Genomic DNA, 23,830 nt, shown 5'->3' with positions numbered 1-23,830 from the left:
GTGCGCATGGCGTCTCGTGGGTTTCCCTATGCCGATCTGCAGAGCTTCCTGGCCGCTCTCGAGCAGGCCGGTGAGCTGCGCCGGATCACCGTCCCGGTGGATCCGACGCTGGAGATCAGCGAGGTGGTGACCCGCACGGTCCGGGCGGGTGGCCCGGCGCTGCTGTTCGAGAAGCCGACCCGCGGCGAGATGCCGGTGGCGATCAACCTGTTCGGCACCGAGAAGCGGATGGCGATGGCGCTCGGCGTCGAGACGCTCGACGAGATCGGTGACCGGATCGGCGCGCTGGCCCGGCCGGAGCTGCCGGTCGGCTGGTCAGGGATCCGTGAGGGCATCGCCAAGGTGCTGCAGCTCAAGTCGGTGCCGCCGAAGAAGGTGAAGGTCGCGCCCTGCCAGGAGATCGTGCTCAAGGGCGACCAGGTGGACCTGGGCCGGCTGCCCGGCCTGCAGGTCTGGCCCGGTGACGGCGGCATCTTCCACAACTTCGGGCTGACTCACACCAAGCACCCCGAGACCGGCAAGCGCAACCTGGGTCTGTACCGCTTGCAGCAGCACTCGAGGAACACGCTCGGCATGCACTGGCAGATCCACAAGGACTCGACCGCCCATCACGCGGTCGCGGAGCGGCTCGGCCAGCGCCTGCCGGTGGCGATCGCGATCGGCGCCGACCCGGTGGTCTGTTACGCGGCGAGTGCCCCGCTGCCGGGCGACATCGACGAGTATCTGTTCGCCGGCTTCCTGCGCGGCGAGCGGGTGGAGATGGTCGACTGCGTGACCGTGCCGCTGCAGGTCCCGGCGAACGCGCAGGTGATCCTGGAGGGCTACCTGGAGCCGGGGGAGCGGCTGCCGGAGGGCCCGTTCGGCGACCACACGGGTTACTACACGCCGGTCGAGCCGTTCCCGGTGCTGCACATCGAGTGCATGACCATGCGTAAGGATCCGATCTACCACTCGATCGTCACCTCCCAGCCGCCGCAGGAGGATCACGGGCTGGGCAAGGCGACCGAGCGGATCTTCCTGCCGCTCGCCAAGATCCTGATCCCGGACATCGTCGACTACGACATGCCGGCCGCCGGGGTCTTCCACAACTGCCTCATCGTGTCGATCCGCAAGCGCTACCCGAAGCACGCGCAGAAGGTGATGAACGCCATCTGGGGCGCCCACCTCATGTCGCTGACCAAGCTGATCGTGGTGGTGGACGAGGACTGCGACGTTCATGACTACAACGAGGTCGCGTTCCGGGCTTTCGGGAACGTCGACTACGCGCGGGACCTGTTGCTGACCGAGGGGCCTGTGGACCACCTGGACCACGCGTCCTACCAGCAGTTCTGGGGTGGCAAGGCGGGAGTCGACGCCACCCGCAAGTTGCCGGCCGAGGGCTACACCCGCGGCTGGCCCGAGGAGATGGTGATGAGTCCGGAGGTCACGAGCCTGGTGGACAAGCGCTGGAAGGAATACGGCATATGACGGCGGTCGCGCCAGAGAAGCCCGGCAAGGTCAAAGCCTTCCTGCGGCTGGTCATGATCGAGCACTCGATCTTCGCGCTGCCGTTCGCGTACCTGTCGGCGCTCGTCGCGATCGACCGGGACGGGACCGGGCGGCACTGGGGCGATCTCGTCCTGGTCACGGTCGCGATGGTGTCCGGGCGGACGTTCGCGATGGCGGCGAACCGGATCCTCGACCGCAAGATCGATGCGTTGAATCCCCGTACGCAGAATCGGGAGCTCGTCACCGGCGCGGTGAGCGTCCGCACGGCCTGGACCGGCGCGATCGTCTCGCTGGTCGTCCTGGTCGTGGCGGCCGGCCTGCTCAACCCGCTCTGCCTGGTGCTGTCCCCGCTCGCGGTGATCCCGCTGGTGATCTACCCGTACGCGAAGCGGTTCACGAACTTCCCGCACTACGTGCTCGCGCTCGCCCAGGCGGTCGCCCCGGTCGGCGCGTGGCTGGCGATCACCGGCACGTTCAGCGGCTCCGGGCCGGCCTGGGTGCTCGGCGTCGCGGTCGGCCTGTGGATCGGTGGCTTCGACATCATCTACGCCTGCCAGGACGTGGAGGTCGACCGCCGGATCGGGGTGCACTCCACCCCGGCCCGCTTCGGTGTCCGGAACGCTCTGATCATCTCCACCATCACGCATGTGGTGTCCTTCGCGCTATTCGTCACGTTCGGCCAGTGGGTCGGCCTCGGCTGGCTCTGGTGGATCGGTCTGGCGGTGACCGCGGCCGGCCTGATCTACCAGCACGTGGTCGTGACCGTGAACGATCTCTCCAAGGTCAACCGTGCGTTCTTCACCGCCAACGGCTTCATCGCGATCGCGCTGTTCGTCTTCGCGCTGCTCGATCTGATCCTGCTGTAACCGAATCGACGACGGCCTCCGTCTTATCCGCGTGAGCGATAGCGAGGCCGAGTTCCGGACGTTCGTCGCCGCGCGGATGGAGTCGCTGCGCGGGCTGGCGTACCTCACGTGCGGCGACTGGCAGGCGGCCGAGGACGCGGTGATGGCCGCCCTGTCGAAGCTCTACGTCAAGTGGAGCCGCGTCGAAAATCCGGACGCCTATGCGCGTACGGCCGTGGTCCGCGCCGCGATCGACGAAACCCGCCGCCCGTGGTGGCGCCGGGAGCGGGCGCACGGCCACGCGATGCCGGACCGGGTCGTCCCGGACGGCGCCCCGGTCGTCGACGAGCGTCTCCGGATGCGCGCGGCGCTGAGCCGCCTGCCCGCCAAGCAGCGCGCGGTGATCGTGCTGCGCTTCCTGGAGGGTCTGAACGTCCAGGAGACCGCGGCGGCCCTCAAGTGCCCGGAAGGCACCGTCAAGGCCTACACCTCGCGAGGTCTCGACGCGCTTCGGCAGATTCTCGGCACTGAGCTGGAGGCCCGTCATGAAGCAGCTTTCTGACCTGCTCCGGGAGGCGAAGGCGGACGCGCCGCCGATGCGTTACGACGTCGGCGACGTGGTGGCCCTGGGACGCCGGAGAAGGAACCGCCGGACCGCGACGTGGGCGGTCGCCGTGGCGGTGGTGGTGGCGACGGCCGGGGTGGCGCTGGTCGTGCCACGGGGGCCGGCCGCCGTCCCCACCCCGCCGGTGGCCTCGCCGACCTCGGTCGCGCCGTCCGCGACCGGGCCGTTCTACAACTACTCGTTCCGGGGCTTCACCGTGCCCGGTTACCGGGTCACTCCCAGCCGGCTGACCCTGGACTCCAGCTTGGCCACCGTGTTCAAGGCCGGATCGTCAGGGCTCGAGCAGGAGGCGCAGGCGAGCGTCGAGGCGTATCGCCCCGGCGTCGAGCCTCGGATTGAGGGGACGGTCACGGAGACCGAGCCGATCAACGGTCACCGGGCGTTCTGGAACGACGACCTGCTCTATTGGGAGTACGCGGAGGGCCTGCTGGCCTCGGTCGGCGGCAAGGTCTCCCGGGCGGAGCTGCGGACCCTGGCCACCGCGTTCGTCCCCGGTCGGGGTCAGCCCTCGCGGGTGGCGATGAAGGTCGGCTACCTACCGGCGGGATACCGGCTGGTCACAGTCAGTGAGTCGTTCTCCGGCTCCTACGTGGAGCTGGTTCCCGAGGCGGGAGTGCGGACGATGGCGAGCCGCCCGGGGGAGAACCTGACCACGATGACGATCCCGGGCGAACTCGCGATCGCCGTCACGATCCCGCGGGACGGCCTGCCCAACCCGGCGAAGCTGACCTGTGCCGACAAGGGTGGCTGCCGGGTGGCGGTGGGCGGCGGCTATCGACTGAGCGTGAACGGCGAGGGCATGACGACGGCGGAACTCAAGAAGATAGCCCGGGCGGTCGTTGCCGTCACCGACCCCGGAAAGGCGTCGACCTGGCTCGACGCGGATGAGGCGTTCCCCACCTCAGCCCTGCTCACCGGGATCAAGTAGCACACTGGAAGCATGCGTGAACCGTGGATCATCGGCGTCTCCGGCGCCTCCGGCACCCCGTATGCGAAGGCGGTGATCGGAGCGCTGCTGGACGCTGGCGAGTCCGTCGACCTGGTCGTCTCGAGGGCGGCCAGGTTGACGCTGCTGGACGAGACCGGCGCCACGATCCGGGACGCGCACTGGAAGGACGACGTCGCGGCGTGGCTGGGCCGTGAGCTGGGCGACCTGACGTACTGGCCGGCCGGCGACCTGGCGGCCGGGCCCAGCAGCGGGTCCTATCCGGCGAAGGGGATGGCCGTGGTCCCGGCGAGCACCGCGGCCTGCGCGGGGATCGCCATCGGCCTCTCGAAGGACCTGCTGCAGCGCGCAGCCGAGGTCAATCTGAAGGAGCGCCGGCGGACTGTCGTGGTGCCTCGGGAGACTCCGGTGACCCGGAGCCACCTGGAGCATCTGATTGCCCTGCTCGATGCCGGTGCGGTGGTGCTGCCGGCCAGTCCCGGTTTCTACGGGTCCGGTGCAGACGCCACCGCACAGCAACTCATCGATTTCATTGCGGGCAAGGTGCTGGACTCGCTAGGGGTGGAACACACCCTGATGCGGCGATGGAGCGGACAAATCGGTGAGCGCTAGCGCAGACCGTTCGGCGGGCCGTAACCCGCGCCCGGGTTGGTCGGGCCGCTGTTCCGCGGCTTGTTCGCCGCGTCGTCCTCGCGCATCTCCTCGATCACGCCGTCGCCCTCAAGCAGGGCTTTGACTTCGGATTCGCGGAATCGGCGGTGTCCACCCGGAGTACGGATGCTGCCGATACGGCCGGCTGCGGCCCAGCGCGTGACCGTTTTCGGATCGACGCGAAACAATGCGGCCACCTCGCCCGGTGTCAGCAGACGGTCTCCAGTGTCCACAACCCCCTCCTCGGTTCTGTTTTCTGGAGCGGCCGGTGGTCACACTGAGTGTCGGCATGCTCGATCGGGACGTAAAGCCATTAGAGCACCGCCCCTACGGCAAGTCCGTGAAATGCGGAAAAAGCCCCGATTGCGACAACGATCATTATCCTGCCCCCCATTCGCCGCTACCGGGCGTGAGTGCCGGCGAGCCACCCGATTAGGGTTTCACACATGGACTCCATCGACCTCCGGCTGATCGACCTGCTACGGGAGAACGCGCGCTCGTCGTACGCCGAACTGGCTCGCAAGGTCGGGCTCTCCGCCCCCGCGGTGCATGAACGTGTGGGTAAGCTCGAAGCCGCCGGCACGATTCGCGGTTACCGGGCCGACGTCGACCACGAGGCGGTCGGCCTCGGTGTCACGGCGTTGATCGGCATCGTCGAGGACTCCGGCGCCGACACCGACGACGTGCTGGCCGCGGTCCGCGCCATGCCCGAAGTGGAGAGCTGCTATTTCATGGCAGGCGTCGAGTCCTACCAGTTGATCGTCCGGGTCGGCACGATCGCGGAGCTGGAGCAGCTCATTGTCCGCATCAACCGCACTCCCGGCGTCGCCTCGACCCGCACCGCGATCGCCCTCTCCACCAAGTGGGAGAACCGCCCTCAGCCGGGCGTAGCCTGAAAGCACATTCCCGATTCGGTACGCCGTGACGCGCTCGCCGCGTCCTGCGGTGCCGTGCATCGGCACCGACGCCTGTGTCCCGGCCGTCGGCGGGCGGCTCATGCGGCAGGGCGGATCGCGTCACCCCGCACGTTGCCCGTCCCGCGCGTCGTCACCCCGCGCGTTGTCGGTCCCGCGTGCGGCTCCCGTGCTGCGTGGGGCGGGCGGCTCATTGCCGTACGGCGAAATGGGTTGAACTTGAACGAAGCGGACCACAGGCACGGCAGCATCTAGGCCACATCGATGCGTCGTGATTAACTCCCGCGCGTGGAAGATCCTTCGCGTCCGGAGCACCCCGAGCATTTCGCGTCCCCGGAGAACCCGGCGCCCGCCGTGCATCAGGGCTCGGCGCTCCCCGTGCACCCGGCCCAAGAGCAGCCGGCGACCTTCCCGTACCTGGCCCAAGGGCAGCCGGCGACCTTCCCGTACCCGGCCCAAGGGCAGCCGGCAACCTCTCCGTACCCGGCACAAGGGCAGCCGGCATCCTTCCCGTACCAGGGTCCAGGGCAACCGCCGTCCTTTCCCTACCCGAGTCCGGGGCAGCCGCCGACCTTTCCGCCTCCGGGCTCGGGATGGCCGCAGTTCGCCGGATATCCGGCGCCCGCGCCGCCGCGGCGTTCGCGGAAGCCGGCCCTCCTCGCCGCGCTGACCGTGGTGGCGCTCGCGGTCGCCGGCGGGATCCTCTTCTGGGCGCCGAAGGACGACGCCGCGGTCGCGACCGCCACCCCGAAGCCGTCCCGTTCGGCCACCCCGTTCGAGCTCGCCGAGCAGCGCCTCGAACTGCAGGCGAAGGCACTGCGGGACGGGGACGAGAAGGGCTGGCTGGCCCCGGTCGACCCGGGCAAGGCGGTGCTGGTCGCACGGTACCGCGCGATGTTCCGCAACCTGCGCGCCCTGGAGATCAGTCACGCCGAGTTCCACAGCGACAAGCTCGAGGCCGCCGCGGGCAGGGTGGTGGTCCAGGCGGCGCTCGGTTACTGCTTCTCCGGCGTCACCTGCCCGGATTGGCACGGCAACTACGGTGAGGGCCCGGCCAAGTCCACCTACAAGCTGACGTTCCAGATCATCGGCGGGGTGTGGACGATCACCTCGCTGGACGACGCGACCGGTGTGAAGGACAACTACCTGCAGCCGGCGCCGTGGGACAACGCGGCGCTGACCCTGGTCAAGGGCGAGCGCGTGATCGTGGCCGGCCCGCGTAGCCAGGCAGCACGGCTGAAGCAGGTGCTGACGATGGCCGAGAAGGCCGCCAAGGTCGTCGACAAGTACGCCGGTTACGTCGGCAACCCGCAGAAGCGCTACCGCATCTACGTCGCCGACGAGAAGGGCTGGAAGAGCTGGTACGGCGGGGTCAAGCAGGACTGGATCGTCGGCTACGAGATGCCGTTGAACTCGACCGGCGGTGACATCATCCTGCGTGCCAAGTCCAGCACGAACGCGCGTCAGCTCGCCGTGACCGTCCAGCACGAGCTGACGCACGTGGTCACGCTGGGCGGCGACGACTGGGCGTCCGACAACGATCAGTGGCTGGTCGAGGGCATCGCGGAGTATGTGGGCGCGCTGCCGCGGAAACCCCAGGACACCGACAACCGCGACGTGCTCGCCGAGTCGTTCAAGAAGCGCGGCATGCCGAAGACGATGGCGCTGCCGTCACTGTCCGACGACGCGGACGATCTGACCGTCAACACGCTCTACGCGATGGGGCACTACGCGACGTCGTGCATGGCTGACAAGTTCGGCGAGCGCAAGCTGTTCCAGTTCACGAACCTGGTGCTGCGCGAGTCGAAGCAGCCCGACGAGGCGTCCCGGACCGCTTACGGCAAACCGTTCTCGGCCGTCGACAAGGCGTGCCTCAGCTGGATTCGGCAGCGGGTCTGACGCCGGGCTCCACCCGTCGCGCCAGGCTCGGATAGTCGACCACGAAACCGTCGTCGTCGACCGTCAGATCGGCCGAGAACGTCTCGCCGGCGAACCGCACCCGACCCTCGCCCAGCGGCGTGTAGATCTGATCCGCCTGAACCACCTCCAGGCTCGGCACCAGCACCCACGCGACGCTGAGCCGATGCGAGAGCCCGGCCTCACCGCGCAGCAGGCCGAGGCGGCGGATCGGCAACGTGTTGGTCAGCGGCGAGCAGCCCAGATCCACGTCGAACGCCCCGAACAGCCGGTCCGGATCCTCGATCCCGGGCAGGCCGGCGCGGGCGTGCCCGGCGGCTGCCAGTGCCGCGTCCAGGTCGCCCTGCTCGGAGGTGGTCACCCGCCAGCGACCGGACGCCAGTTCCAGCCGCACCCCGCGCGCCCAGCCGGCGCCCTCGGTCCGCACGTCCAGCGAGGCGCTCGCCCAGCCGGGATCGGTCTGGATCTCATACCGGCAGGAGTAGGCGACCGGCGTCGCGGCCAGCGCCACGCCCTGCGCATACAACCCGTTCCGTGCGTCGAGACGCACATGCTCGCTGCCGGGGACATCCCGGCGTTCCCAGAACAATCCAGCAGACAGCATGCCCATACCGGCAAGCTACCCGGCTTCGTCCCGGCAGAAGCGCCCGCAGCGCAGGTTTCGCCGCGTTCGATTCTTCCCGTACGGCCATGAGCCGCCCGCCCAGCGCCTGTGGACAGCCTGTGGATAACGGCAAGCCCCGGCTCGCAGTGCGAACCGGGGCTTGCCTGACAACTCAGTTCAGATGATCAGTGGCTGCGAGCCGGGCGCGCCGTGTTGAAACGGCCCGGGGCCTCACGACGGTCGGTGCGCTGCCCGTCCCGGCGCTGGCCGGCCGGACGGTCACCGAAAGCCCGGTCGGTCCGCGGCCGGTCACCGAAGCGCCGGTCACCACCACGGTCACCGAAGCTCCCGCGCTCGCCGGAACCGGCGGCCTGCCGGTCGCCCGCGGGACGGTCACCGAAACCCCCGCGGTCACCCGCCGGACGGTCACCGAAGCTGCCGCGCTCGCGGTTGGGGCGGTCGCCGAAGCTGCCACGCTCACCGGCCGGACGGTCACCGAAGGTGCCGCGCTCCCGGTTCGGCCGGTCACCGTAAGCGGGACGGTCGCCTGCCGGGCGGTCACCGCGGTAGCCACCACGGTCGTTCCGGTCGCCGTAGGAGCGCTGCGGACGGTCACCGTAGCGAGGCCGGTCACCCCGGTCGCCACCGAAGCGGCCACGCCCGCCACCGGACCGCTCACGACGCGGCTCCGGCTCCTCGATCACCGGGATGCCGCTCGGCTCCTGAGCACCGGTGATCGTGGCGAGCTTCTCGTCGCCCACCCGCACGCGGACCTCGGCCGGCGCGACGCCCGCCTTGGCCATCATCGCCTGGGTGGACCGGCGCTGCTTCGGCAGAACCAGCGTCACGACCGCGCCGGACTCGCCGGCCCGTGCCGTGCGACCGGCCCGGTGCAGGTAGTCCTTCGGGTCCTTCGGCGGGTCCACGTGCACGACCAGGGAGACCCCGTCGACGTGGATGCCCCGGGCGGCCACGTCCGTGGCGACCAGGACGTTCGTCCGGCCTTCCTTGAACTCGGCAAGGGTCCGGGTGCGCACCCGCTGGGTCTTGCCGCCGTGCAGCGCACCGGCCCGCACCCCGACCGCGTGGAGCTGCTCGACCAGGCGGTCGACGCCCATCTGGGTCCGTGCGAAGACGATGGTCTTGCCGGCCCGGTTCGCGATCCACGAGGTGATCGGGAACTTCTCGGCCGGCGGGATCAGCAGCAGGTGGTGATCCATCGTGGACACGCTGGCCTCGGCCGGCGCGGTGGAGTGCGTCACCGGGTCGTGCATGAACCGCTTGACCAGGGTGTCGACGTCACCGTCCAGAGTGGCCGAGAAGAGCAGGCGCTGCGCGTTCTCCGGAGTCTTCGCCAGCAGATCGGTGACCTCGGGCAGGAAGCCCATGTCGGCCATCTGGTCGGCCTCGTCGAGAACCGTGACCTCGACGTCATCGAGCTTGCAGGCGCCCCGCTCGATCAGGTCGGCGAGCCGGCCCGGAGTCGCCACGATGACCTCGACGCCGCGGCGCAGAGCGTCCATCTGGCGGTCGTAGGGAACACCGCCGACAGCGGTCTTCAGGAAGACACCGACCGCGCGGCCGACCGGCATCAGCGAGTCGGCGACCTGCATGGCCAGCTCGCGGGTCGGAACCAGGATCAGAGCCTTCGGGTAGTGCGGCCGGGCCTTGCCGCCGAGGGCGGTGCGGGCCAGCACGGGCAGGCCGAAAGCGAGCGTCTTGCCCGAGCCGGTCTGGCCACGGCCGAGCACGTCACGGCCGGCCAGAGCGTCCGGCACGGTCGCGGCCTGGATCTCGAACGGGGTGGTGATGCCCTCACGGTTGAGGACTCGCACGATCTCGGCCGGAACACCCAGGTCGGCGAAGGTGCGGACCGGCTCCGGCTCGACGGCGGAGGGCTCGGCCTCGATGATCTCGACGGTCGCGGTGGTCTCGACGACCTCGGGGGCGGCGACGCTGGTCTCAGCGGTGTCGCTGCTCTTCGCGGCGGTGTCGCTGTCGTTCGCGGCGACGCTGCTGCTCTCGGGGGTGTTGCTGCTGTCGAAAACGGACGGGAACGTGCTGGGGTCAGCGAAAGTGGTCAAGAGAACCTCTCTACGGGGGCGCATGCTCGCGAATAGCCCGCCGCGGTTGTCGAGAACCGCCCGCTGAAATGCCCGCAAGAACGCCCGTGGCGCGCACCGGGTGGGCACGCCGCATGAATAACTGCCATAAGTGTACGTGTGAACGCTCGTGCTACCGACTGCATTCCCGTCGGGTAGTGGGGAGGCTCACCTCAGCGCACAACCTCGCCAGCTTAGAGCAGGTCTCCCCGAGCAGCAAACAGCGCGGGGAGTGAACGGCGTCGGCTCAGCCCGCGGTGCCCTTCAAGAGATCGGTGAAGCTGCTGCCGACGGTGAGGACGAAGACCAGGCTGACGGCGACCAGCAGACCCAGAACGATCAGCATGGCGATCACCACCTTGAGGTTGCCGCGGCGCTGGTCGACCTTCGCGTCGTGCCAGCCCTGCGCCAGGATGTGCCCGGTCAGCGAACCCGAGTTCTCCACCGGGTCGCCGACCGGCATCGTCATGTCGATCGCCGGGTGGCCGCCGGTGCTGCTGTAGACCTGACCGCCCGCGTTGCGCTGCGCGGACGCGGGGCTGTGCTGCGTCGGGATGTAGTTCACCGGCATGGTGGCGTCGATGTTCGTCGCGGCGGCCAGGTTCACCGGGAGTGTCATGTCACTCGTGCCGGGCGCGGCCAGGTTCACCGGCATGGTCAGGTCGGCGTTGCCGCCGGCCAGGTTGAGCGGCGTGGTGCGGTCGAAGTCGCCGTTCATGGCCGCGGAGGTCAGCGGCATCGTCATGTCCGGGTTACCCGCGGCGGTGCGGAGCGGCTGGGTCATTTCAGGGTTCGCCGGGGCCGGCGGGAAGCCGGGGATGCCGTTGGACATGGGCGGAAGGACTCCCGTCGGGCCGCCGCTCTCCGGCGGCATCGTGTAGTGAGGCAGACCGTTCCCGATCATCGGGGGCGGTGGGAACACCGGACCAGGGCCGGGTGGCGGCGCGGGCACCGGGCTGGGCCCGGGCGGACCGGGAACCGGGCTCGGCGCCGGACCAGGAACCGGGCTCGGCCCCGGGCCGGGAACCGGGCTCGGCCCCGGGCCGGGTGGAACCGGGGACGGGCCGGGGCCAGGCGGAACCGGAGCAGGCGCCGGCAGCGGCGGCACCGGCGAGGGGCCCGGACCGGGCGGAACGGGGCTCGGCGGGTACGGATCGGGCGCCGGGCCGGGAGGCGTGGGCGACGGACCCGGCTGGGGCCCGGGCGTGGGGAACGGACCCGGCTGCGGACCGGGGATGGGCCCGGGCGGCGGCTTGATCGGGTCCGGAACCGTGGGCTCCGGCTCGGCCGGTCTCGGCTCATTGGGCTTGTGCGGCGCCGGGACCGGGCGCGGGTCGCCCGGGCGAGGCTCACTCGGCCCCGGCTCGGTGGGCTCCGGCTTGCCCGGCTGTGGCTCACGCGGTTTCGGCTCGCTGGGCTGCGGCTTGTCCGGTTTCGGCTCGCTGGGCTGGGGCTCGCGCGGTTTCGGCTCGGTGGGCTTCGGGTCAGCGGGTTCGGCCGGCTCGGGGTCGGCCGGCTCCGAGGCCGGGTCGGCCGCCTCCGGCTCGGGGGAGGTCGCCTTGCCGTAGATGGTCGGGTGCTCCGACGTGGGAGTGCCGTAGACCCGGCCGGGCCCGCTCGTCGGCGCGGCCGCTGAGGCGGTGGGCTTGTCCGAGCTGGTCCCCGCGGAACCGCCGGCGTCCGAACTCGTCCGCGCGGAGTTCCTGGATTCCGGCGGGGCCGAGACCGGGGCCGAGCCGAAAGCCTTCGCACTGGCGACGACGGCCGGTGCCGAGCCGGAAGCCGGCGCGGCGGAAACAGGTGCTGAGCCAGAAGCGGGTGCGGCCGAAACGGGCGCTGAGCCGGAGACCGGAGCCGCCGAGACCGGGGCTGAGGCGGAAACAGTGGCCGGAGCGGCGGAAACCTGTGCGGACGCGGAGACCGTGGCGGGACGAGGGCCGGACGCGGCCCACAGGGCACCCGCCGCCGGTGGCGGAGGCGGCGCGTAGCCCTCGATGTCGCCCGCGGGCGACCGACCGGGTGGCGGCGTGGAGCTATCGCCGTCCCTGGTCGCCTGCTGCTCGTCCATGGGGCCTCCCGACCGCCGCTGCCGACGGGTTGAGGACGTCGGTCGCTGACCTTAACCGTGCCACATCAGTCGGTGTTGACGCACCCGGCATAGACCCGACCAGCCCTCCGACAAAACGGTCGAGGGCTGGTGCCTTGTTACCTGATTTCCGGACTAGTTGTCACTAGCGCCGGAGGAGGACGACGAAGCTTTCGCCGACGGGGAATCGGCCGACTTCGTCGTGGTGGTCGGCGTCGTCACGGTTGCCGACGTCGTCTTGGTTGCTGACGTTGTCTTGGTTGGCGACGTCGTCTTGGTGGCCGACTCACTGGTGGCCGCCGGCGAGGCGGGCGTGGACTCGTCGTCGCCATCGGAGCCGCCGGACGAGCTGCTGGACGGTTTCGGGCTTCCCGAGTCCGAGGGCTTCGGGCTCGTGCTCGTGGACGGGCTGCTCCCCGAGGTGCTCGGGCTGGGCGTCTGGACCGGAGTGCTCGCGGACGACCCCGGTTTCGGGCTGCTGGAGTTACCGCCGCCCGGCTTGGACGTGGTCGTCGACGGCTTCGGCGTCGCCGTCTTGCCCGGCTTCGGCGTGCTTGTGGTCGTGGTCGTCGGTGCGGGCGGCTCGACCTCGGAGTCCGGTGCGCCGAGGTCGACCGAGCCGAGACCGCCCTCGACCGAACCGAACACCCGGGTGGCGCCGAAGAGCGTGCCCCAGCGAACCGGGACGAGGCGCACGTTGAGACCGGTGCGCGGGGCCTCGACCATCATGCCGTTGCCCGCGTACATCGCGACGTGGTGGATGCCGGTCCAGCTGTTGGTGTAGCTCCAGAACAGCAGGTCGCCGGGGAGCAGCGAGTAACGGTCGACCGCCTTGTTACGGGTCTGCCAGTACTGATCGCGGGAGACGCGCACCAGGGGGAAGTTGACCGTGTGGTACGCCGCGTACATCAGGCCGGAGCAGTCGTACTGGTCCGGGCCTTCCTCAGACCACACGTACGGGTCGCCGCGCTGGGCGAGCGCGAACTGCAGCGCCTGGATTGCCCGCGGGTCGGCGCCCTGCCCGGTCTGGCCGGACAGGTACTGCGAGCCGAGCGCCTGGTCGGTCTGGCTGGCCAGGGTCTCGGCGGCGGTCAGCTCGGGCCGGTGGGCAGCCTCGTACTTGTCCTGGGCGGCCTGCTTCTGCTTGAGCTTGGTCTCCTGCTCCTGGTACTGCTTGAGCAGCGCGTCGTACTTCTCGTCGGCGGTCTGCCGCTCGTCGAGCGCGAGTTGCGCGGCGACCTGCGCGGACTCCAGGCGTTGCACCGCGGAGGAGTCGACCGGTTTCTCCCCGCGCTGCAGGCGGGCGAGCTGATCGAGGCTGAGCAGGCCGGAGTCGAGAGCGCCCGGCGGGACCGCCGCGGCCGCCTGCAGGCCCTGATTGGCGGCGGTCGTCGCCTCGGTCTGCGCGCCCTGCAGGTTGGTCTGCGCGTCGGCGACCTTCTGCTGGGTGACGGTGACCTGGGTCTGCGCGAGATCGCGGTCGGCTTTCAGCTTCAGCAGCTCGTCGCCGAGCTGGTCGATCGCGACCCGGCCCTTCTCGATCGTCTGCAGGACCGGGCTGGTCGCGGAGCCGGGGATGGTGCTGACCGTCGTGGTGCTGATCGGGGTGTTGGGCAGCACGAGCGAGCCGACCTGCGTGGGGCGCGAGCCGGAGTCCGGCACGCCCGCGGCGATCGGCTGATCACCATAGGGCGCCGCCATCGCCGGAACCGGCGCGAACAGCGCAGCCAGTGCCGCGGCGACCGCCGCCGAGATGGTGACGGGCAGCAATCGCGTAAGCACGGAACGTGATGAAACTGATCCGTACCGCAATGCCTTGGACATGAGCTCCCCGGTCCGCGACGGCCATCGGACCGTCGCTAGTCGTTCCTAAAGGTTCATACCTCAGCCGCGCACCGCTGTCGATCGAAAGAAGGTGAAAGGAGCCTGAGAATTTCTCGACTTGTCGGTGTCCACATCCGTTCTGCCTGATCAGCGAGCGTTGGCCAGGGTGTGGTGGAACACCCGGCGGCCCGTCGCCGTGTTCGCTGTCATAGGCGGCACGTAGGCTCGATGGCGAGAACCGGAAAGGGGCGCACATGGATGCCGGACTGAAGCGTGACCTCGAGGCGAAGGTCTACGCGGGTGAGCGGCTCAGCCGTGCGGACGGCATCGCGCTCTACGACAGTGACGACCTCGCCTGGCTCGGGCGCCTCGCACACCACAAGCGCACCCAGCTGAACGGTGACCGGGTGATGTTCAACGTCAACCGGCACCTCAACCTGACGAACGTGTGCTCGGCCAGTTGTGCCTACTGCTCCTTCCAGCGCAAGCCGGGGGAGAAGGACGCGTACACGATGCGCATCGACGAGGCGGTCGCCAAGGCCAAGGAGATGGAGGACGAGCAGCTCACCGAGCTGCACATCGTCAACGGCCTGCACCCGTCCCTGCCCTGGCGCTACTACCCCAAGGTGCTGCGCGAGCTGAAGGCGGCGCTGCCGAACGTGAAGCTCAAGTGCTTCACCGCCACCGAGGTGCAGTGGTTCGAGAAGATCAGCGGCCTCTCGGCGAGCGAGATCCTCGACGAGCTGATGGACGCGGGGCTCGAGTCGCTGACCGGTGGCGGCGCCGAGATCTTCGACTGGGAGGTCCGGCAGCACATCGTCGACCACAACTGCCACTGGGAGGACTGGTCGCGCATCCACCGGCTCGCCCACCAGAAGGGCATGAAGACCCCGGCGACGATGCTCTACGGCCACATCGAGGAGCCGCGGCACCGGGTCGACCACGTGCTGCGCCTGCGTGAGCTGCAGGACGAGACCGGCGGTTTCGCGGTCTTCATCCCGCTGCGCTATCAGCACGACTTCCACGACTCGGCGGACGGCAAGATCCGTAACCGGATCCAGGAGCGGACGACGATGGCCGCGCCGGCCGAGTCGCTCAAGACCTTCGCCGTCTCCCGGTTGCTCTTCGACAACGTGCCCCATCTGAAGAATTTCTGGGTCATGCACGGGCTGTCGGTGGCTCAGCTGTCGCTCAACTTCGGCGCCGACGACCTCGACGGCTCGGTGGTCGAATACAAGATCACGCATGACGCCGACTCGTATGGCACGCCCAGCACGATGCACCGCGACGATCTGCTCAATGTCATCTGGGACGCCGGTTTCCAGCCGGTCGAGCGCAACACCCGCTACGAGGTCGTCCGGGAGTATGAGAAGCCGGTCAGCCTGGCCGAGCGGCGCAGTGAGCCGCAGAAGGTCTGGGCCTAGGGTGATGCGATGACCCAGCAGCGGAGCACTGGCGGCCTGCGGCGCAACACCGGTCCGGTGGCGACGGTGGGTGATCTGCTCGGCGCGGCGTTCGCCGGTCTGGTCGTCGGCATCGTGGTGGTGCTCGTTCTGGAGGGCGTGCTCGCGCTGACCGGGGTGGCCCGGTTCGGGCAGACCAACGGCTGGCTGATCGTGATCCTGCCGGTGTGGCTCTTCGTCGAGCAGTTCCGGGCCGAGGCCTACGGGGCGGACCGGGTGCTCGCCGCGATTCTCGGCATCGGCTTCGGCACGGCCGCGGGCTTGACGATCGCCGGTGTGGTCGCGCCGTACACTCCTCCCCTGGTGAGCGGTGGCGCCGGCGCGGTGACCGCCACGGTCGTCCACTGCTTCGTCTGGTTCTACGGCCTCCGCTGGCTCCGTCAGCGGTCCGGCTGAGGGAGAGAGATCATGAGCCCCGCCATCAAGTACACGCTGGGTCGCATCGGCCTGTTTTTGATCGTGTTTGCGGCCCTCTTCCCGACGCCGTTGAATATCCTGGTCAAGGCCATGATTGCGTTTGTCGCGTCGGCTGCCTTCGCCTTCTTCCTGCTGCGCAACTGGCGTGACCAGATGGCCGAGCACCTCGCTGAGGCGGCCGCGCGCCGCTCGGCGGAGAAAGCGCGCCTGCGTTCCGCCCTGGCCGGCGACGACCAGGCCGCCGAGGCGGGCGACCGGGTGGCCGCCGCCGACGCCAAGACCCAGGCCGCCACGCACGACAAGACGCTGGCTGCTGCGCACGACAAGACCGAGGGTGCGGAGCAGGCTGTCGCGCGCGACGCGGAGCGGGCTGCGACTGGCGGCGGCAGCGCCGGGAGCCAGGTCGCGACCGACGGCAAGGACCAGGTCGTGGCCGACGCGGCGAGCGCCGCGGCCGCGGGCGCCGCGGACACCGGCGAAGGCCTGAAGACCGAGCACAAGACCGACGCCGGCAAGTAATCGCGCGCCGCGGCCCTGTCGGCGAAGCACCAATCCGACCGACAGAAGGACGTCATGAAACGTGTACTGATCGCTGCCACGGTGGCGGCCCTGCTGCTCACCGGTTGCGGCAAATCGGACGAGCCGGGCACGTCGCCCACCACGTCGGGTTCGGCCGCGGCCAGTTTCCCGGTCACGGTCGGTGCGCTCACGCTCGCCACCCGCCCGGAGAAGATCGTCTCGCTGAGCCCGACCGCCACCGAGATGCTGTTCGCGATCGGCGCCGGCCCGCAGGTGACCGCGGTCGACGACCAGTCGAACTTCCCGGCCGAGGCGCCGAAGACCGATCTGTCCGGTTTCAAGCCGAACGCCGAGGCGATCGCCGCGAAGGAACCCGACCTCGTGGTGCTCTCCGGCGACGCCGACCAGATCGTTGCTCAACTGGGCAAACTCAAGATCCCGACGTTGGTGTCGCCGGCCGCCGTGACGCTCGACGACACGTACCGGGAAATCGGAGATCTTGGGATTCTGACCGGTCACGCTGCCGAGGCCACAGCGGTCAGCGACCGGATGAAGACCGAGATCGATCAGATCGTGAAGTCGGTGCCGGCGCGGAGCAAGCCGCTCACCTACTTCTACGAGCTGGGGCCGGAGCTCTACACGGCGACCTCGAAGACGTTCATCGGTGGAGTCTTCAACCTGTTCGGGATGACCAACGTGGCCGACGCCGCGGACGCTGACGGCAGCAAGGGCGGTTACCCGCAGTTGTCCGCGGAGGCGCTGGTCAAGGCAAACCCGGACACCGTCTTCCTGGCCGACTCCAAGTGCTGTCAGCAGACCGCCGCGACGGTCAAGGCGCGGGCGGGCTGGTCCTCGGTCACGGCGGTGCAGAAGTCGCAGGTCTACGCGTTGGACGATGACATCGCGTCGCGCTGGGGTCCGCGTACCGTCGATCTCGTGAAGTCCGTGGCCGACGCGGTGAGCAAGATCTCGTGAGGCCGGCCGGGATGCGCCCGGCCTGGTTGGCGGCCGGCGTCGTGGCCGTGCTGGTCGCGGTCGTCGCCGGTCTCGCTTTCGGCTCGGTGTCGCTGCCGCCCGGCGGTGTCGCCGTCGAGCTGCTGAATCTCATCCCCGGGGTGCACCTGGACAGCGGACTCACCGAGCGCGAGGTGGCGATCCTCACCGAGCTGCGGCTGCCCCGGGTCGTGCTCGGTCTCCTGGTCGGCGCGATGCTGTCGCTGGCCGGCGCCGCGTATCAGGGCGCGTTCCGTAATCCGCTGGCCGACCCGCACCTGCTCGGGGTCGCCGCCGGGGCCGGTCTCGGCGTGACCGCGGTGCTCGTGCTGCGTCCGCCGGGGGCGGGTCTGCCGATCGGCGTGCCGGCGGCGGCGTTCGCGGGAGCGCTGATCGCGGTCGCGCTCACCTGGGTGCTCGGCGCCGCCGGTGGCCGCGATCGATCACCGTCGGCGCTGATCCTGGCCGGGGTCGCGGTCTCCGCGTTCCTCTCCGCGGTGCAGACCTACCTGCTGCAACGGCACGTCGAGTCGCTGCGCGAGGTGTACTCCTGGCTGCTCGGCCGCCTCGGGACGGCCGGCTGGCACGACGTGCTGGTAGTGCTGCCGTACACCGTGCTGACCGCCGCGATCATGCTCACCCAGCGGCGTGAGCTGGATGTTCTCACCGTCGGCGACGAGGAGGCGACGAGCCTGGGCCTGCACCCGCAGCGCAGCCGTTACCTGCTGATCGTGGCCGCGTCGCTGGGCACCGCCGCGGCCGTCTCGGTCTCCGGGCTGATCGGGTTCGTCGGCATCATCGTCCCGCACACGCTGCGGCTGCTGACCGGGCCGAGCTACCGGTCGTTGCTGCCGTTGTCGCTGCTCTTCGGCGCGGCGTTCCTGGCACTCACCGATCTGCTGGCCCGGGTCGCCGGCGGCGCCGCGGAGATCCCGATCGGCGTGGTCACGGCATTCCTCGGCGCACCGTTCTTCATCGTGGTGCTGCGCACCACACGATCGGCGGCGGCATGACGGCGGTCGAGGTCGTCGATCTGACGGTACGGCTGGACAACGCCCTCATCGTCGACCGCGTCACCCTCGACGTGGCCGGGGGCGAGTGGCTCACCGTGATCGGACCGAACGGCGCCGGCAAGTCCACCGCCCTGCGCGCCGTGGCCGGTCTGCTCCCGTTCGCCGGCACGGTGCGGCTGCACGGCCGGCCGATCGGCGAGTTGCACCGGCGGGAACGGGCCAGGACGGTCGCCGTGGTCGTCCAGAACCCGGTCGTCCCAGCCGCGATGACCGTTTTCGACTACGTCCTGCTCGGGCGTACGCCCTACATCGCGCCGCTCGGCCGCGAATCCGCCACCGACCTGGCCACCGTCGAGGAGGAGTTGACCGCCCTCGACCTGGTCCCGTTCGCGAGCCGCCGCCTGGACACGCTCTCCGGTGGGGAGCGGCAACGGGTCTTCCTGGCCCGGGCGCTTGCCCAGGGCGCCCGGATCCTGCTGCTCGACGAGCCGACCAGCGCCCTGGACATCGGCCACCAGCAGGAGGTTCTCGAACTCGTCGACCACCTGCGAGCCTCGCGGGGCCTGACCGTGCTCGCCACCATGCACGACCTGTCCACCGCGGGGGAGTACGCCGACCGCATGGTCCTGCTGTCGGCCGGCCGGGTCGTGGCGGCCGGCACTCCGGCCGAGGTGCTGACCGAGGCGAACCTGGCCGAGCACTACCGGGTCCGGGTGCGGGTCATCCCCGGCGAACACGGTCCGCTGGTCGTCGCGGTCCGCTCCTGACCCTGGGAACGGCAAGCGCATCGCCGCCGGAGAGGCGCGCCGCGGCCGTACCGGGAAATGGGCAAGCGTGCGGGGAAGCGGCCCGGCGCCGGCGGGAACGGTCTTCAGCGGCTCGCGGCGAGCAGCGCGAACATGGCGCCCTGCGGATCCGCCAGAACCGCGTAACGGCCGATGGCGATCGTCGTCGGCGGGCTGATCACCCGGCCGCCGAGGGCGAACGCGTGCTGCGCGGCCATGTCGCAGTCGGTGACCGCGAAGTAGACCAGCCAGTACGGCGGGACGTCGTCGGCCCAGCCCTCGCCGACCATCGGCTGCAGGCCCGCGACGGGCTGGCGCAGATTGTCGCAGAGAACGTACGGCAGGCCACCCACCTCGGTCTCCCGGAACGTCCAGCCGAAGACGGTGGCGTAGAAGTGGCGTGCCCCCTCGACGTCCCGCGTGTTCAGCTCGCTCCAGGTCAAAGCCCCGGGCACGTTGAAGATCTCGGCGCCGCGCATCATGCCGGCCTCCCAGACGCTGAACGGCGCGCCGGACGGGTCGAGGAATGCGGCCATCCGACCCTGATCCATCACGTCGAACGGCGCGACCAGCACCTTCCCGGCGGACGCCTCCACCCGGGCGGCGACCAGGTCGGCGTCGTCGGTTGCGATGTACGTGCTCCAGGCGGTCGGCTGCCCCTCGCCGAAGAGTGGCCCGGCGCCGGCCACCGGCAGGCCGTTCAGCAGAAACGTCGTGTATCCGCCGAAATCGTCGCCGGAGACGTCGGCGGTCCAGCCGAACAGGTTCGTGTAGAACCGGGTCGAATCGCCGAGATCGGACGTGGCCAGATCCACCCAGTTGGGCACTCCGGGCAATGGAACCGTCATAGCCGGATGGTCGCATCCGGACACCCGAGCCCGGCCCGAACTGTCGGCCTTCTAGCCGATCCGGGGTGATCAAACGGGTCGAAGCCGGGGTTGAGCGGTTCTAGGGTGACGCCGTGGAAGATCTGATCCTGAGAGTGGCGAAGCGGTCCGAACTGGACAGCGTGCTGGCCTTCTGGCGGGGCGCGGCGGAGAACGACAGCCGCCCGGCGGACACCTCGGACGCGGTGGACGCGCTGGTCGCCAGGGACCCGGAGGCGCTGATCCTGGCGATCACCGACGGGAAGATCGCCGGGACGATCATCGCGGGGTGGGATGGCTGGCGCTGTCACCTCTATCGGCTCGCGGTCGCGCCCGAGCATCGCCGCCAGGGCATCGGAGCCCGGCTGATCGAGGCCGCCGAGGAGCGTTTCCGCGGTCTGGGTGGCACACGCGTGGACGCCATGGTGCTCGACGGGAACGAGCGCGCCCACCGGATCTGGGCCGCGCATGGTTACCGCAGGCAGGACGAATGGTCCCGCTGGGTCAAACCTCTGAGGTGATTCCCGTTATCCACAGCCTGCGGTGTCAGGCTGTGGATAACCGGGTCCGGTCAGCGGCCGAGGGCCTTGAGCGCCGCCTTGACCTGCGGGATCGGATCCGGCCCGAGCGGCCGCAGCACGATCGTCCCGGCTCCGGCCCCGACCAGGGAATCCACCTTGGACGGCAGTTCGCCGAGTGGGCCGATCAGCGAGAACACCTCGGACGGCGGCAGGCCGAGCCAGCTCGCCTGGCCCTCGACCATCGCGCCGGTGACCTTCGCGGCGTCCGCCGGGTCGTCGTTGACGTGCAGGTACGTGAAAACGATCAACTCGTGCTCGTCGCCCGCGCCACCCCGCCGGAGGTGCGTGAGCGCGTCCGTCAGCTGCGCGGGCCCGTTGCCCTCGGCGATGATCGTGCCGTCCGCCACCCGGCCGGACAGCTCCAGCGAGCGGGGCTTCACCACGCCGGTCACGATCGGCGGGAGAACGGCCGGCGGATGCACCAGGCGAACGCCGTCGATGCACACCTCCCGCCCGTTCATCGTCACCGTCTCACCGCGGAGCAGGCCCTGCACCGCGACGATCGTCTCCTCCAGCATGGCCAGCGGCGACTTCGGCTTCACGCCGAGCTGCTCCATCCACTGCGTCACGCCGTGCCCGAGCCCGGCCACCAGCCGGCCCGGGTGCACCCGGGCCAGCATGGCCAGCTCCATCGCGAGCAGCGCTGGACTGCGCAACGGGACCGGCGTGATGCCGATGCCGACCCGGATGCGGGACGTGGCGGCCAGGGCCAGCGCGGCCGTACTGATCGAGCCGGCCCAGCCGAGATCCTCGACCACCCACAGGTCGTCGGCGCCGGCCTGCTCCACCGCGGCGGCGAAGGCAGGCAGGTCTTCAGGGGGCAGGTCGCGGTCGAACATCACTCCGATGCGGGGCATCAGTCGATGTTAAGCGGTTCAGGAAGCGGTTTCGCGTGCAGGACGGAGAGACGGGTGACCGCTCGGGTGAGCACGACGTAGAGGCGGTTCAGGCCGCGCGGCTCGGCAGCGACGATGTCGGCCGGCTCGTGGACGATCACATGGTCGTACTCCAAGCCCTTGACCAGCGTGGCCGGGACCACCATGACGCGCGCCTCGGCCTCGAGGTCGTCGGGCGTCGCGTGCCCGATGCCCGCAGCCGTGAGATGACCGCGGAGCCGGTCCACCGCCGCGTCCGCCGCGATGATCGCGATCGAGCCCTCGTGCTCCAGCGCCGCGGTGACCTCGACGAGCGTGCGCGCGTCCAGCTCGTCCGGCTCGGCGACCGGGATGACCGCGAGATCACCGTCGCGGCGCAGGGACACCGCCTCCGGCACGTTGACGCCGAGCGCCGGCAGCAGCCGGTTGGCCAGCGTCACGACGGCCTCCGGGACGCGGAAGCCGACGGTCAACGGCACCACCGACGCGTCCGGTTTGCCCAGGTGGGCCAGGATCTCCCGCCAGTCGGTGGTGGCCCACGGCGCGGTGCCCTGCGCGAGATCGCCGAGCAATGTGATCGAGCCGTGCTCGCTGCGCCGGGCGATCGCGCGCGCCGCCATCGGTGACAGATCCTGAGCTTCGTCGACGACCACGTGACCGAAACTGTTCTCCCGCTCCAGCAGCCCGGCCGCCTCGTCGAGCAGCAGCAGGTCGCCCGTCGTCCACCTGGCCGACTTCGCGGTCTTGGGCGGTTTGGCCCAGCGGATCGCCTCCCGCTCCTCCTCGGTCAACAGCTCGGCCGCGGACGGGTCGGTCAGCAGCTCGGCGACCAGGGACTCCGGGGTCACGGCCGGCCAGCAGGCCTCCAGGAAGCCCGTGACCGGGGCGATCCTGCTCATCTTGCGCAGCCACGTCTCGCCCGGCGAATTGCCGGTCCGGTACTCCGACTGGCGCTGCAGCAGGCCCACGACCCGGGCCCGGACGCGTTCCCGGCCGACCGAATACGGCAAGTCCTCGCGGCGGGCCTCGTCGATGATCCGGCGCAGCGGCTCGATGTCGATCCGCCAGCGGTAGGAGCCGTCCGACACCATGATCGGCTCGGCCGGTTCGGCGATCCGGTTCCAGAGCAGGGTTTTCAGCGTCTCCGCCATGCGCACGTCGTTCTTGACGAGCGCGGCCGCCGGTTCGTCTGTCGCTTTGATCTTCGCGCGCTGGATCAGCTCGTCCAGCGTGGACTGCTGGACCTCGACCTCACCCAACGTCGGCAGGACCGCGGAGATGTAGGACAGGAATGCCGTGTTCGGCCCCACGATCAACACCCCGGACCTGCGCAAACGCTCCCGATGCAGGTAGAGCAGGAACGCTGCCCGGTGCAGCCCGACAGCGGTCTTCCCGGTGCCCGGCGCGCCCTGCACGCAGATCGAATCGCCCAGCTCCGCGCGGACCAGCTCGTCCTGCTCCGGCTGAATGGTGGCGACGATGTCACGCATCGGCCCGACGCGCGGCCGCTCGATCTCCGCGGTCAGGATTCGGCTGCTGGTGCCCAGTTCCTCGCCGCGATCCAGGTGTTCATCCTCGAAACTGGTCAACTCGCCCTTGACGAACCCGAACCGGCGGCGCGTCGCCACCCCCTGCGGATCGCGGACGCTCGCGCGGTAGAACGAGCGGGACAGCGGCGCGCGCCAATCCAGCACCATCGGCTCGCCGGCGTCGTCGGTGACGTGCCGGCGACCCACGTGGTAGGCGCTCTCCTCGATGTCGAGACGCCCGAAGAACAGCGGAGTGTCGGGATCGTCGGCGAGTTCCTTCACCCGGCGGGCCATGTGCCGGCCCAGCTGCTCCGCGGTGTAGGCGTCGCCGGCCACCTTGTCGCCGGTCGAGAACAGCGCTTCCGCGCGGCCGCGCATCCGTTTCAGCGCGGCCCGCGACTCGGTGAGGTGGGATCGTTCGGCAGCGAGCTCTTCTTGCATGTCAAACGTGGACACGGGGCATCCTCGGCAGGCTGATCTCGGCTGCGCTCGCGTTTCCGGACGGCGTTTCGGTTGCCGGTCGGCGCGGGGACGTCCGCTGCGGTGCTTGCTCACCACGGCCGTCGAGCGGCCCTCCACGCTACGCCGCCTTCATCATCTGTCCACCGATTTATCGCCCTCCGGCCGGCGTTCTAAAGATCAACTTCAAGATCTTCATGTCCTGCCTCCGCTGTGGTCCGGACCGTCGCTCCCGCGGGGACCCCTGCGGGCTTCGCAGGCCGCTGGCGCGGCCAGAACGCGAAACCCTCCGGGGCGGCCTCCGTGGCGGGGCACGGTCAGAGCAGAA

At 70.0% G+C, this 23,830-nt stretch carries 23 protein-coding genes; 15 read left to right on the top strand and 8 right to left on the bottom strand.

The genetic code is table 11. The annotated features are described in order from the left end of the window. Window positions 1-6 precede the first annotated feature (6 nt). From Acy02nite_RS32065 to Acy02nite_RS32045, 5 genes are read left to right on the top strand one after another with little or no spacing between them, the layout of a single operon-like run. Window positions 7-1,467, top strand: a complete 1,461-nt coding sequence (locus Acy02nite_RS32065; RefSeq protein ID WP_203748786.1) for a menaquinone biosynthesis decarboxylase — start codon at window positions 7-9, stop codon at window positions 1,465-1,467. Continuing rightward, window positions 1,464-2,354 carry a menaquinone biosynthesis prenyltransferase MqnP gene (gene mqnP / locus Acy02nite_RS32060; protein ID WP_203748783.1) on the top strand — a complete coding sequence of 297 codons (891 nt, stop codon included), beginning with the start codon at window positions 1,464-1,466 and terminating at the stop codon, window positions 2,352-2,354. Before Acy02nite_RS32065 ends, mqnP begins: the two co-directional genes overlap by 4 nt. 31 nt (window positions 2,355-2,385) lie before the next feature. Beyond that, entirely contained in the window at window positions 2,386-2,895 is a 510-nt protein-coding gene (locus Acy02nite_RS32055; RefSeq protein WP_203748780.1) for a SigE family RNA polymerase sigma factor, read from the top strand. Next, on the top strand, window positions 2,879-3,886 hold the full coding sequence (locus Acy02nite_RS32050; protein WP_203748765.1) for a hypothetical protein: 1,008 nt from the start codon (window positions 2,879-2,881) through the stop codon (window positions 3,884-3,886). The genes Acy02nite_RS32055 and Acy02nite_RS32050 overlap by 17 nt, the downstream gene beginning before the upstream one ends. A 12-nt stretch (window positions 3,887-3,898) precedes the next feature. Next, window positions 3,899-4,516, top strand: coding sequence for a UbiX family flavin prenyltransferase (locus tag Acy02nite_RS32045; protein WP_203748763.1), 618 nt, complete (start codon window positions 3,899-3,901; stop codon window positions 4,514-4,516). Here the strand turns inward: Acy02nite_RS32045 and Acy02nite_RS32040 are convergent. After that, window positions 4,513-4,788, bottom strand: a complete 276-nt coding sequence (locus tag Acy02nite_RS32040; protein WP_185038736.1) for a BldC family transcriptional regulator — start codon at window positions 4,786-4,788, stop codon at window positions 4,513-4,515. The two genes, Acy02nite_RS32045 and Acy02nite_RS32040, sit on opposite strands and share 4 nt — an antisense overlap. Before the next feature lie 213 nt (window positions 4,789-5,001). On the opposite strand from Acy02nite_RS32040, the gene Acy02nite_RS32035 reads away from it, so the two are divergent. Together Acy02nite_RS32035 and Acy02nite_RS32030 are read left to right on the top strand one after the other, a co-directional pair. After that, the gene (locus Acy02nite_RS32035; RefSeq protein ID WP_203748750.1) at window positions 5,002-5,451 is read left to right on the top strand and encodes an Lrp/AsnC family transcriptional regulator; all 450 of its coding nucleotides are present in this window, start codon (window positions 5,002-5,004) and stop codon (window positions 5,449-5,451) included. Between the two features lie 306 nt (window positions 5,452-5,757). Further along, entirely contained in the window at window positions 5,758-7,368 is a 1,611-nt protein-coding gene (locus tag Acy02nite_RS32030) for a hypothetical protein (RefSeq protein WP_203748747.1), read from the top strand. On the opposite strand, the gene Acy02nite_RS32025 is transcribed toward Acy02nite_RS32030, so the two are convergent. The 3 genes from Acy02nite_RS32025 to Acy02nite_RS32015 all read right to left on the bottom strand — a co-directional run bounded on the left by Acy02nite_RS32025 (window position 7,343) and on the right by Acy02nite_RS32015 (window position 10,924). Continuing rightward, window positions 7,343-7,996: a putative glycolipid-binding domain-containing protein gene (locus Acy02nite_RS32025; protein ID WP_203748744.1), complete on the bottom strand. Its 654-nt coding sequence runs from the start codon at window positions 7,994-7,996 to the stop codon at window positions 7,343-7,345. The genes Acy02nite_RS32030 and Acy02nite_RS32025 overlap by 26 nt on opposite strands. A gap of 179 nt (window positions 7,997-8,175) precedes the next feature. After that, complete coding sequence (locus Acy02nite_RS32020) at window positions 8,176-10,074, bottom strand: DEAD/DEAH box helicase (RefSeq protein WP_239175405.1); 1,899 nt, start codon at window positions 10,072-10,074, stop codon at window positions 8,176-8,178. 265 nt (window positions 10,075-10,339) lie between these two features. Then, a complete protein-coding gene (locus Acy02nite_RS32015; RefSeq protein WP_203748740.1) occupies window positions 10,340-10,924 on the bottom strand; it encodes a hypothetical protein in 585 nt (194 codons plus the stop codon). Between the two features lie 814 nt (window positions 10,925-11,738). Between Acy02nite_RS32015 and Acy02nite_RS32010 the strand changes: the two genes are divergently transcribed. Further along, window positions 11,739-12,080, top strand: a complete 342-nt coding sequence (locus tag Acy02nite_RS32010; RefSeq protein ID WP_203748737.1) for a hypothetical protein — start codon at window positions 11,739-11,741, stop codon at window positions 12,078-12,080. Window positions 12,081-12,313: 233 nt separating this feature from the next. Here the strand turns inward: Acy02nite_RS32010 and Acy02nite_RS32005 are convergent, their stop codons facing one another. Beyond that, entirely contained in the window at window positions 12,314-13,960 is a 1,647-nt protein-coding gene (locus Acy02nite_RS32005; RefSeq protein WP_239175404.1) for a C40 family peptidase, read from the bottom strand. Between the two features lie 296 nt (window positions 13,961-14,256). On the opposite strand from Acy02nite_RS32005, the gene mqnE reads away from it, so the two are divergent. The 6 genes from mqnE to Acy02nite_RS31975 are packed head-to-tail and all read left to right on the top strand — an operon-like array spanning window position 14,257 to window position 19,174. Next, complete coding sequence (gene mqnE, locus Acy02nite_RS32000; RefSeq protein WP_203748734.1) at window positions 14,257-15,426, top strand: aminofutalosine synthase MqnE; 1,170 nt, start codon at window positions 14,257-14,259, stop codon at window positions 15,424-15,426. A 9-nt stretch (window positions 15,427-15,435) separates the two neighbouring features. Next, window positions 15,436-15,861 carry a hypothetical protein gene (locus Acy02nite_RS31995; RefSeq protein WP_239175403.1) on the top strand — a complete coding sequence of 142 codons (426 nt, stop codon included), beginning with the start codon at window positions 15,436-15,438 and terminating at the stop codon, window positions 15,859-15,861. Between the two features lie 12 nt (window positions 15,862-15,873). Next, on the top strand, window positions 15,874-16,401 hold the full coding sequence (locus tag Acy02nite_RS47540) for a DUF4229 domain-containing protein (RefSeq protein WP_203748718.1): 528 nt from the start codon (window positions 15,874-15,876) through the stop codon (window positions 16,399-16,401). A gap of 54 nt (window positions 16,402-16,455) precedes the next feature. Then, window positions 16,456-17,376: an ABC transporter substrate-binding protein gene (locus tag Acy02nite_RS31985; RefSeq protein ID WP_203748715.1), complete on the top strand. Its 921-nt coding sequence runs from the start codon at window positions 16,456-16,458 to the stop codon at window positions 17,374-17,376. 11 nt (window positions 17,377-17,387) lie between these two features. Further along, window positions 17,388-18,407 carry a FecCD family ABC transporter permease gene (locus Acy02nite_RS31980; RefSeq protein WP_239175409.1) on the top strand — a complete coding sequence of 340 codons (1,020 nt, stop codon included), beginning with the start codon at window positions 17,388-17,390 and terminating at the stop codon, window positions 18,405-18,407. Then, window positions 18,404-19,174, top strand: a complete 771-nt coding sequence (locus Acy02nite_RS31975; protein ID WP_203748709.1) for an ABC transporter ATP-binding protein — start codon at window positions 18,404-18,406, stop codon at window positions 19,172-19,174. The genes Acy02nite_RS31980 and Acy02nite_RS31975 overlap by 4 nt, the downstream gene beginning before the upstream one ends. Window positions 19,175-19,278: 104 nt before the next feature. On the opposite strand, the gene Acy02nite_RS31970 is transcribed toward Acy02nite_RS31975, so the two are convergent. Continuing rightward, window positions 19,279-20,040, bottom strand: a complete 762-nt coding sequence (locus tag Acy02nite_RS31970; RefSeq protein WP_203748706.1) for a VOC family protein — start codon at window positions 20,038-20,040, stop codon at window positions 19,279-19,281. 113 nt (window positions 20,041-20,153) lie between these two features. Between Acy02nite_RS31970 and Acy02nite_RS31965 the strand changes: the two genes are divergently transcribed. Further along, window positions 20,154-20,579, top strand: coding sequence for a GNAT family N-acetyltransferase (locus Acy02nite_RS31965; protein WP_203748703.1), 426 nt, complete (start codon window positions 20,154-20,156; stop codon window positions 20,577-20,579). Between the two features lie 50 nt (window positions 20,580-20,629). Here Acy02nite_RS31965 and Acy02nite_RS31960 read toward each other — a convergent pair whose 3' ends face one another. Then, window positions 20,630-21,496 carry an LLM class flavin-dependent oxidoreductase gene (locus tag Acy02nite_RS31960; protein ID WP_203748700.1) on the bottom strand — a complete coding sequence of 289 codons (867 nt, stop codon included), beginning with the start codon at window positions 21,494-21,496 and terminating at the stop codon, window positions 20,630-20,632. Next, window positions 21,496-23,484, bottom strand: coding sequence for a HelD family protein (locus tag Acy02nite_RS31955; RefSeq protein WP_203748827.1), 1,989 nt, complete (start codon window positions 23,482-23,484; stop codon window positions 21,496-21,498). Before Acy02nite_RS31955 ends, Acy02nite_RS31960 begins: the two co-directional genes overlap by 1 nt. Between the last annotated feature and the right edge of the window lie 346 nt (window positions 23,485-23,830).

Source organism: Actinoplanes cyaneus, assembly GCF_016862095.1.
Lineage (GTDB): Bacteria > Actinomycetota > Actinomycetes > Mycobacteriales > Micromonosporaceae > Actinoplanes > Actinoplanes cyaneus.
The sequence above is the reverse complement of the archived record's forward strand: the minus strand, read 5'-3'. Positions and strand labels throughout refer to the sequence as shown.

Bases quoted from the DNA above. Each gene is read 5' to 3' on its own strand.
- Acy02nite_RS32065 (WP_203748786.1), top strand. From the start codon at position 7: ATGGCGTCTCGTGGGTTTCCCTATGCCGATCTGCAGAGCTTCCTGGCC.
- mqnP (WP_203748783.1), top strand. From the start codon at position 1,464: ATGACGGCGGTCGCGCCAGAGAAGCCCGGCAAGGTCAAAGCCTTCCTG.
- Acy02nite_RS32050 (WP_203748765.1), top strand. From the start codon at position 2,879: ATGAAGCAGCTTTCTGACCTGCTCCGGGAGGCGAAGGCGGACGCGCCG.
- Acy02nite_RS32045 (WP_203748763.1), top strand. From the start codon at position 3,899: ATGCGTGAACCGTGGATCATCGGCGTCTCCGGCGCCTCCGGCACCCCG.
- Acy02nite_RS32035 (WP_203748750.1), top strand. From the start codon at position 5,002: ATGGACTCCATCGACCTCCGGCTGATCGACCTGCTACGGGAGAACGCG.
- Acy02nite_RS32025 (WP_203748744.1), bottom strand. From the start codon at position 7,996: ATGGGCATGCTGTCTGCTGGATTGTTCTGGGAACGCCGGGATGTCCCC.
- Acy02nite_RS32015 (WP_203748740.1), bottom strand. From the start codon at position 10,924: ATGTCCAACGGCATCCCCGGCTTCCCGCCGGCCCCGGCGAACCCTGAA.
- mqnE (WP_203748734.1), top strand. From the start codon at position 14,257: ATGGATGCCGGACTGAAGCGTGACCTCGAGGCGAAGGTCTACGCGGGT.
- Acy02nite_RS31995 (WP_239175403.1), top strand. From the start codon at position 15,436: ATGACCCAGCAGCGGAGCACTGGCGGCCTGCGGCGCAACACCGGTCCG.
- Acy02nite_RS47540 (WP_203748718.1), top strand. From the start codon at position 15,874: ATGAGCCCCGCCATCAAGTACACGCTGGGTCGCATCGGCCTGTTTTTG.
- Acy02nite_RS31985 (WP_203748715.1), top strand. From the start codon at position 16,456: ATGAAACGTGTACTGATCGCTGCCACGGTGGCGGCCCTGCTGCTCACC.
- Acy02nite_RS31980 (WP_239175409.1), top strand. From the start codon at position 17,388: ATGCGCCCGGCCTGGTTGGCGGCCGGCGTCGTGGCCGTGCTGGTCGCG.
- Acy02nite_RS31975 (WP_203748709.1), top strand. From the start codon at position 18,404: ATGACGGCGGTCGAGGTCGTCGATCTGACGGTACGGCTGGACAACGCC.
- Acy02nite_RS31970 (WP_203748706.1), bottom strand. From the start codon at position 20,040: ATGACGGTTCCATTGCCCGGAGTGCCCAACTGGGTGGATCTGGCCACG.
- Acy02nite_RS31960 (WP_203748700.1), bottom strand. From the start codon at position 21,496: ATGCCCCGCATCGGAGTGATGTTCGACCGCGACCTGCCCCCTGAAGAC.
- Acy02nite_RS31955 (WP_203748827.1), bottom strand. From the start codon at position 23,484: ATGCAAGAAGAGCTCGCTGCCGAACGATCCCACCTCACCGAGTCGCGG.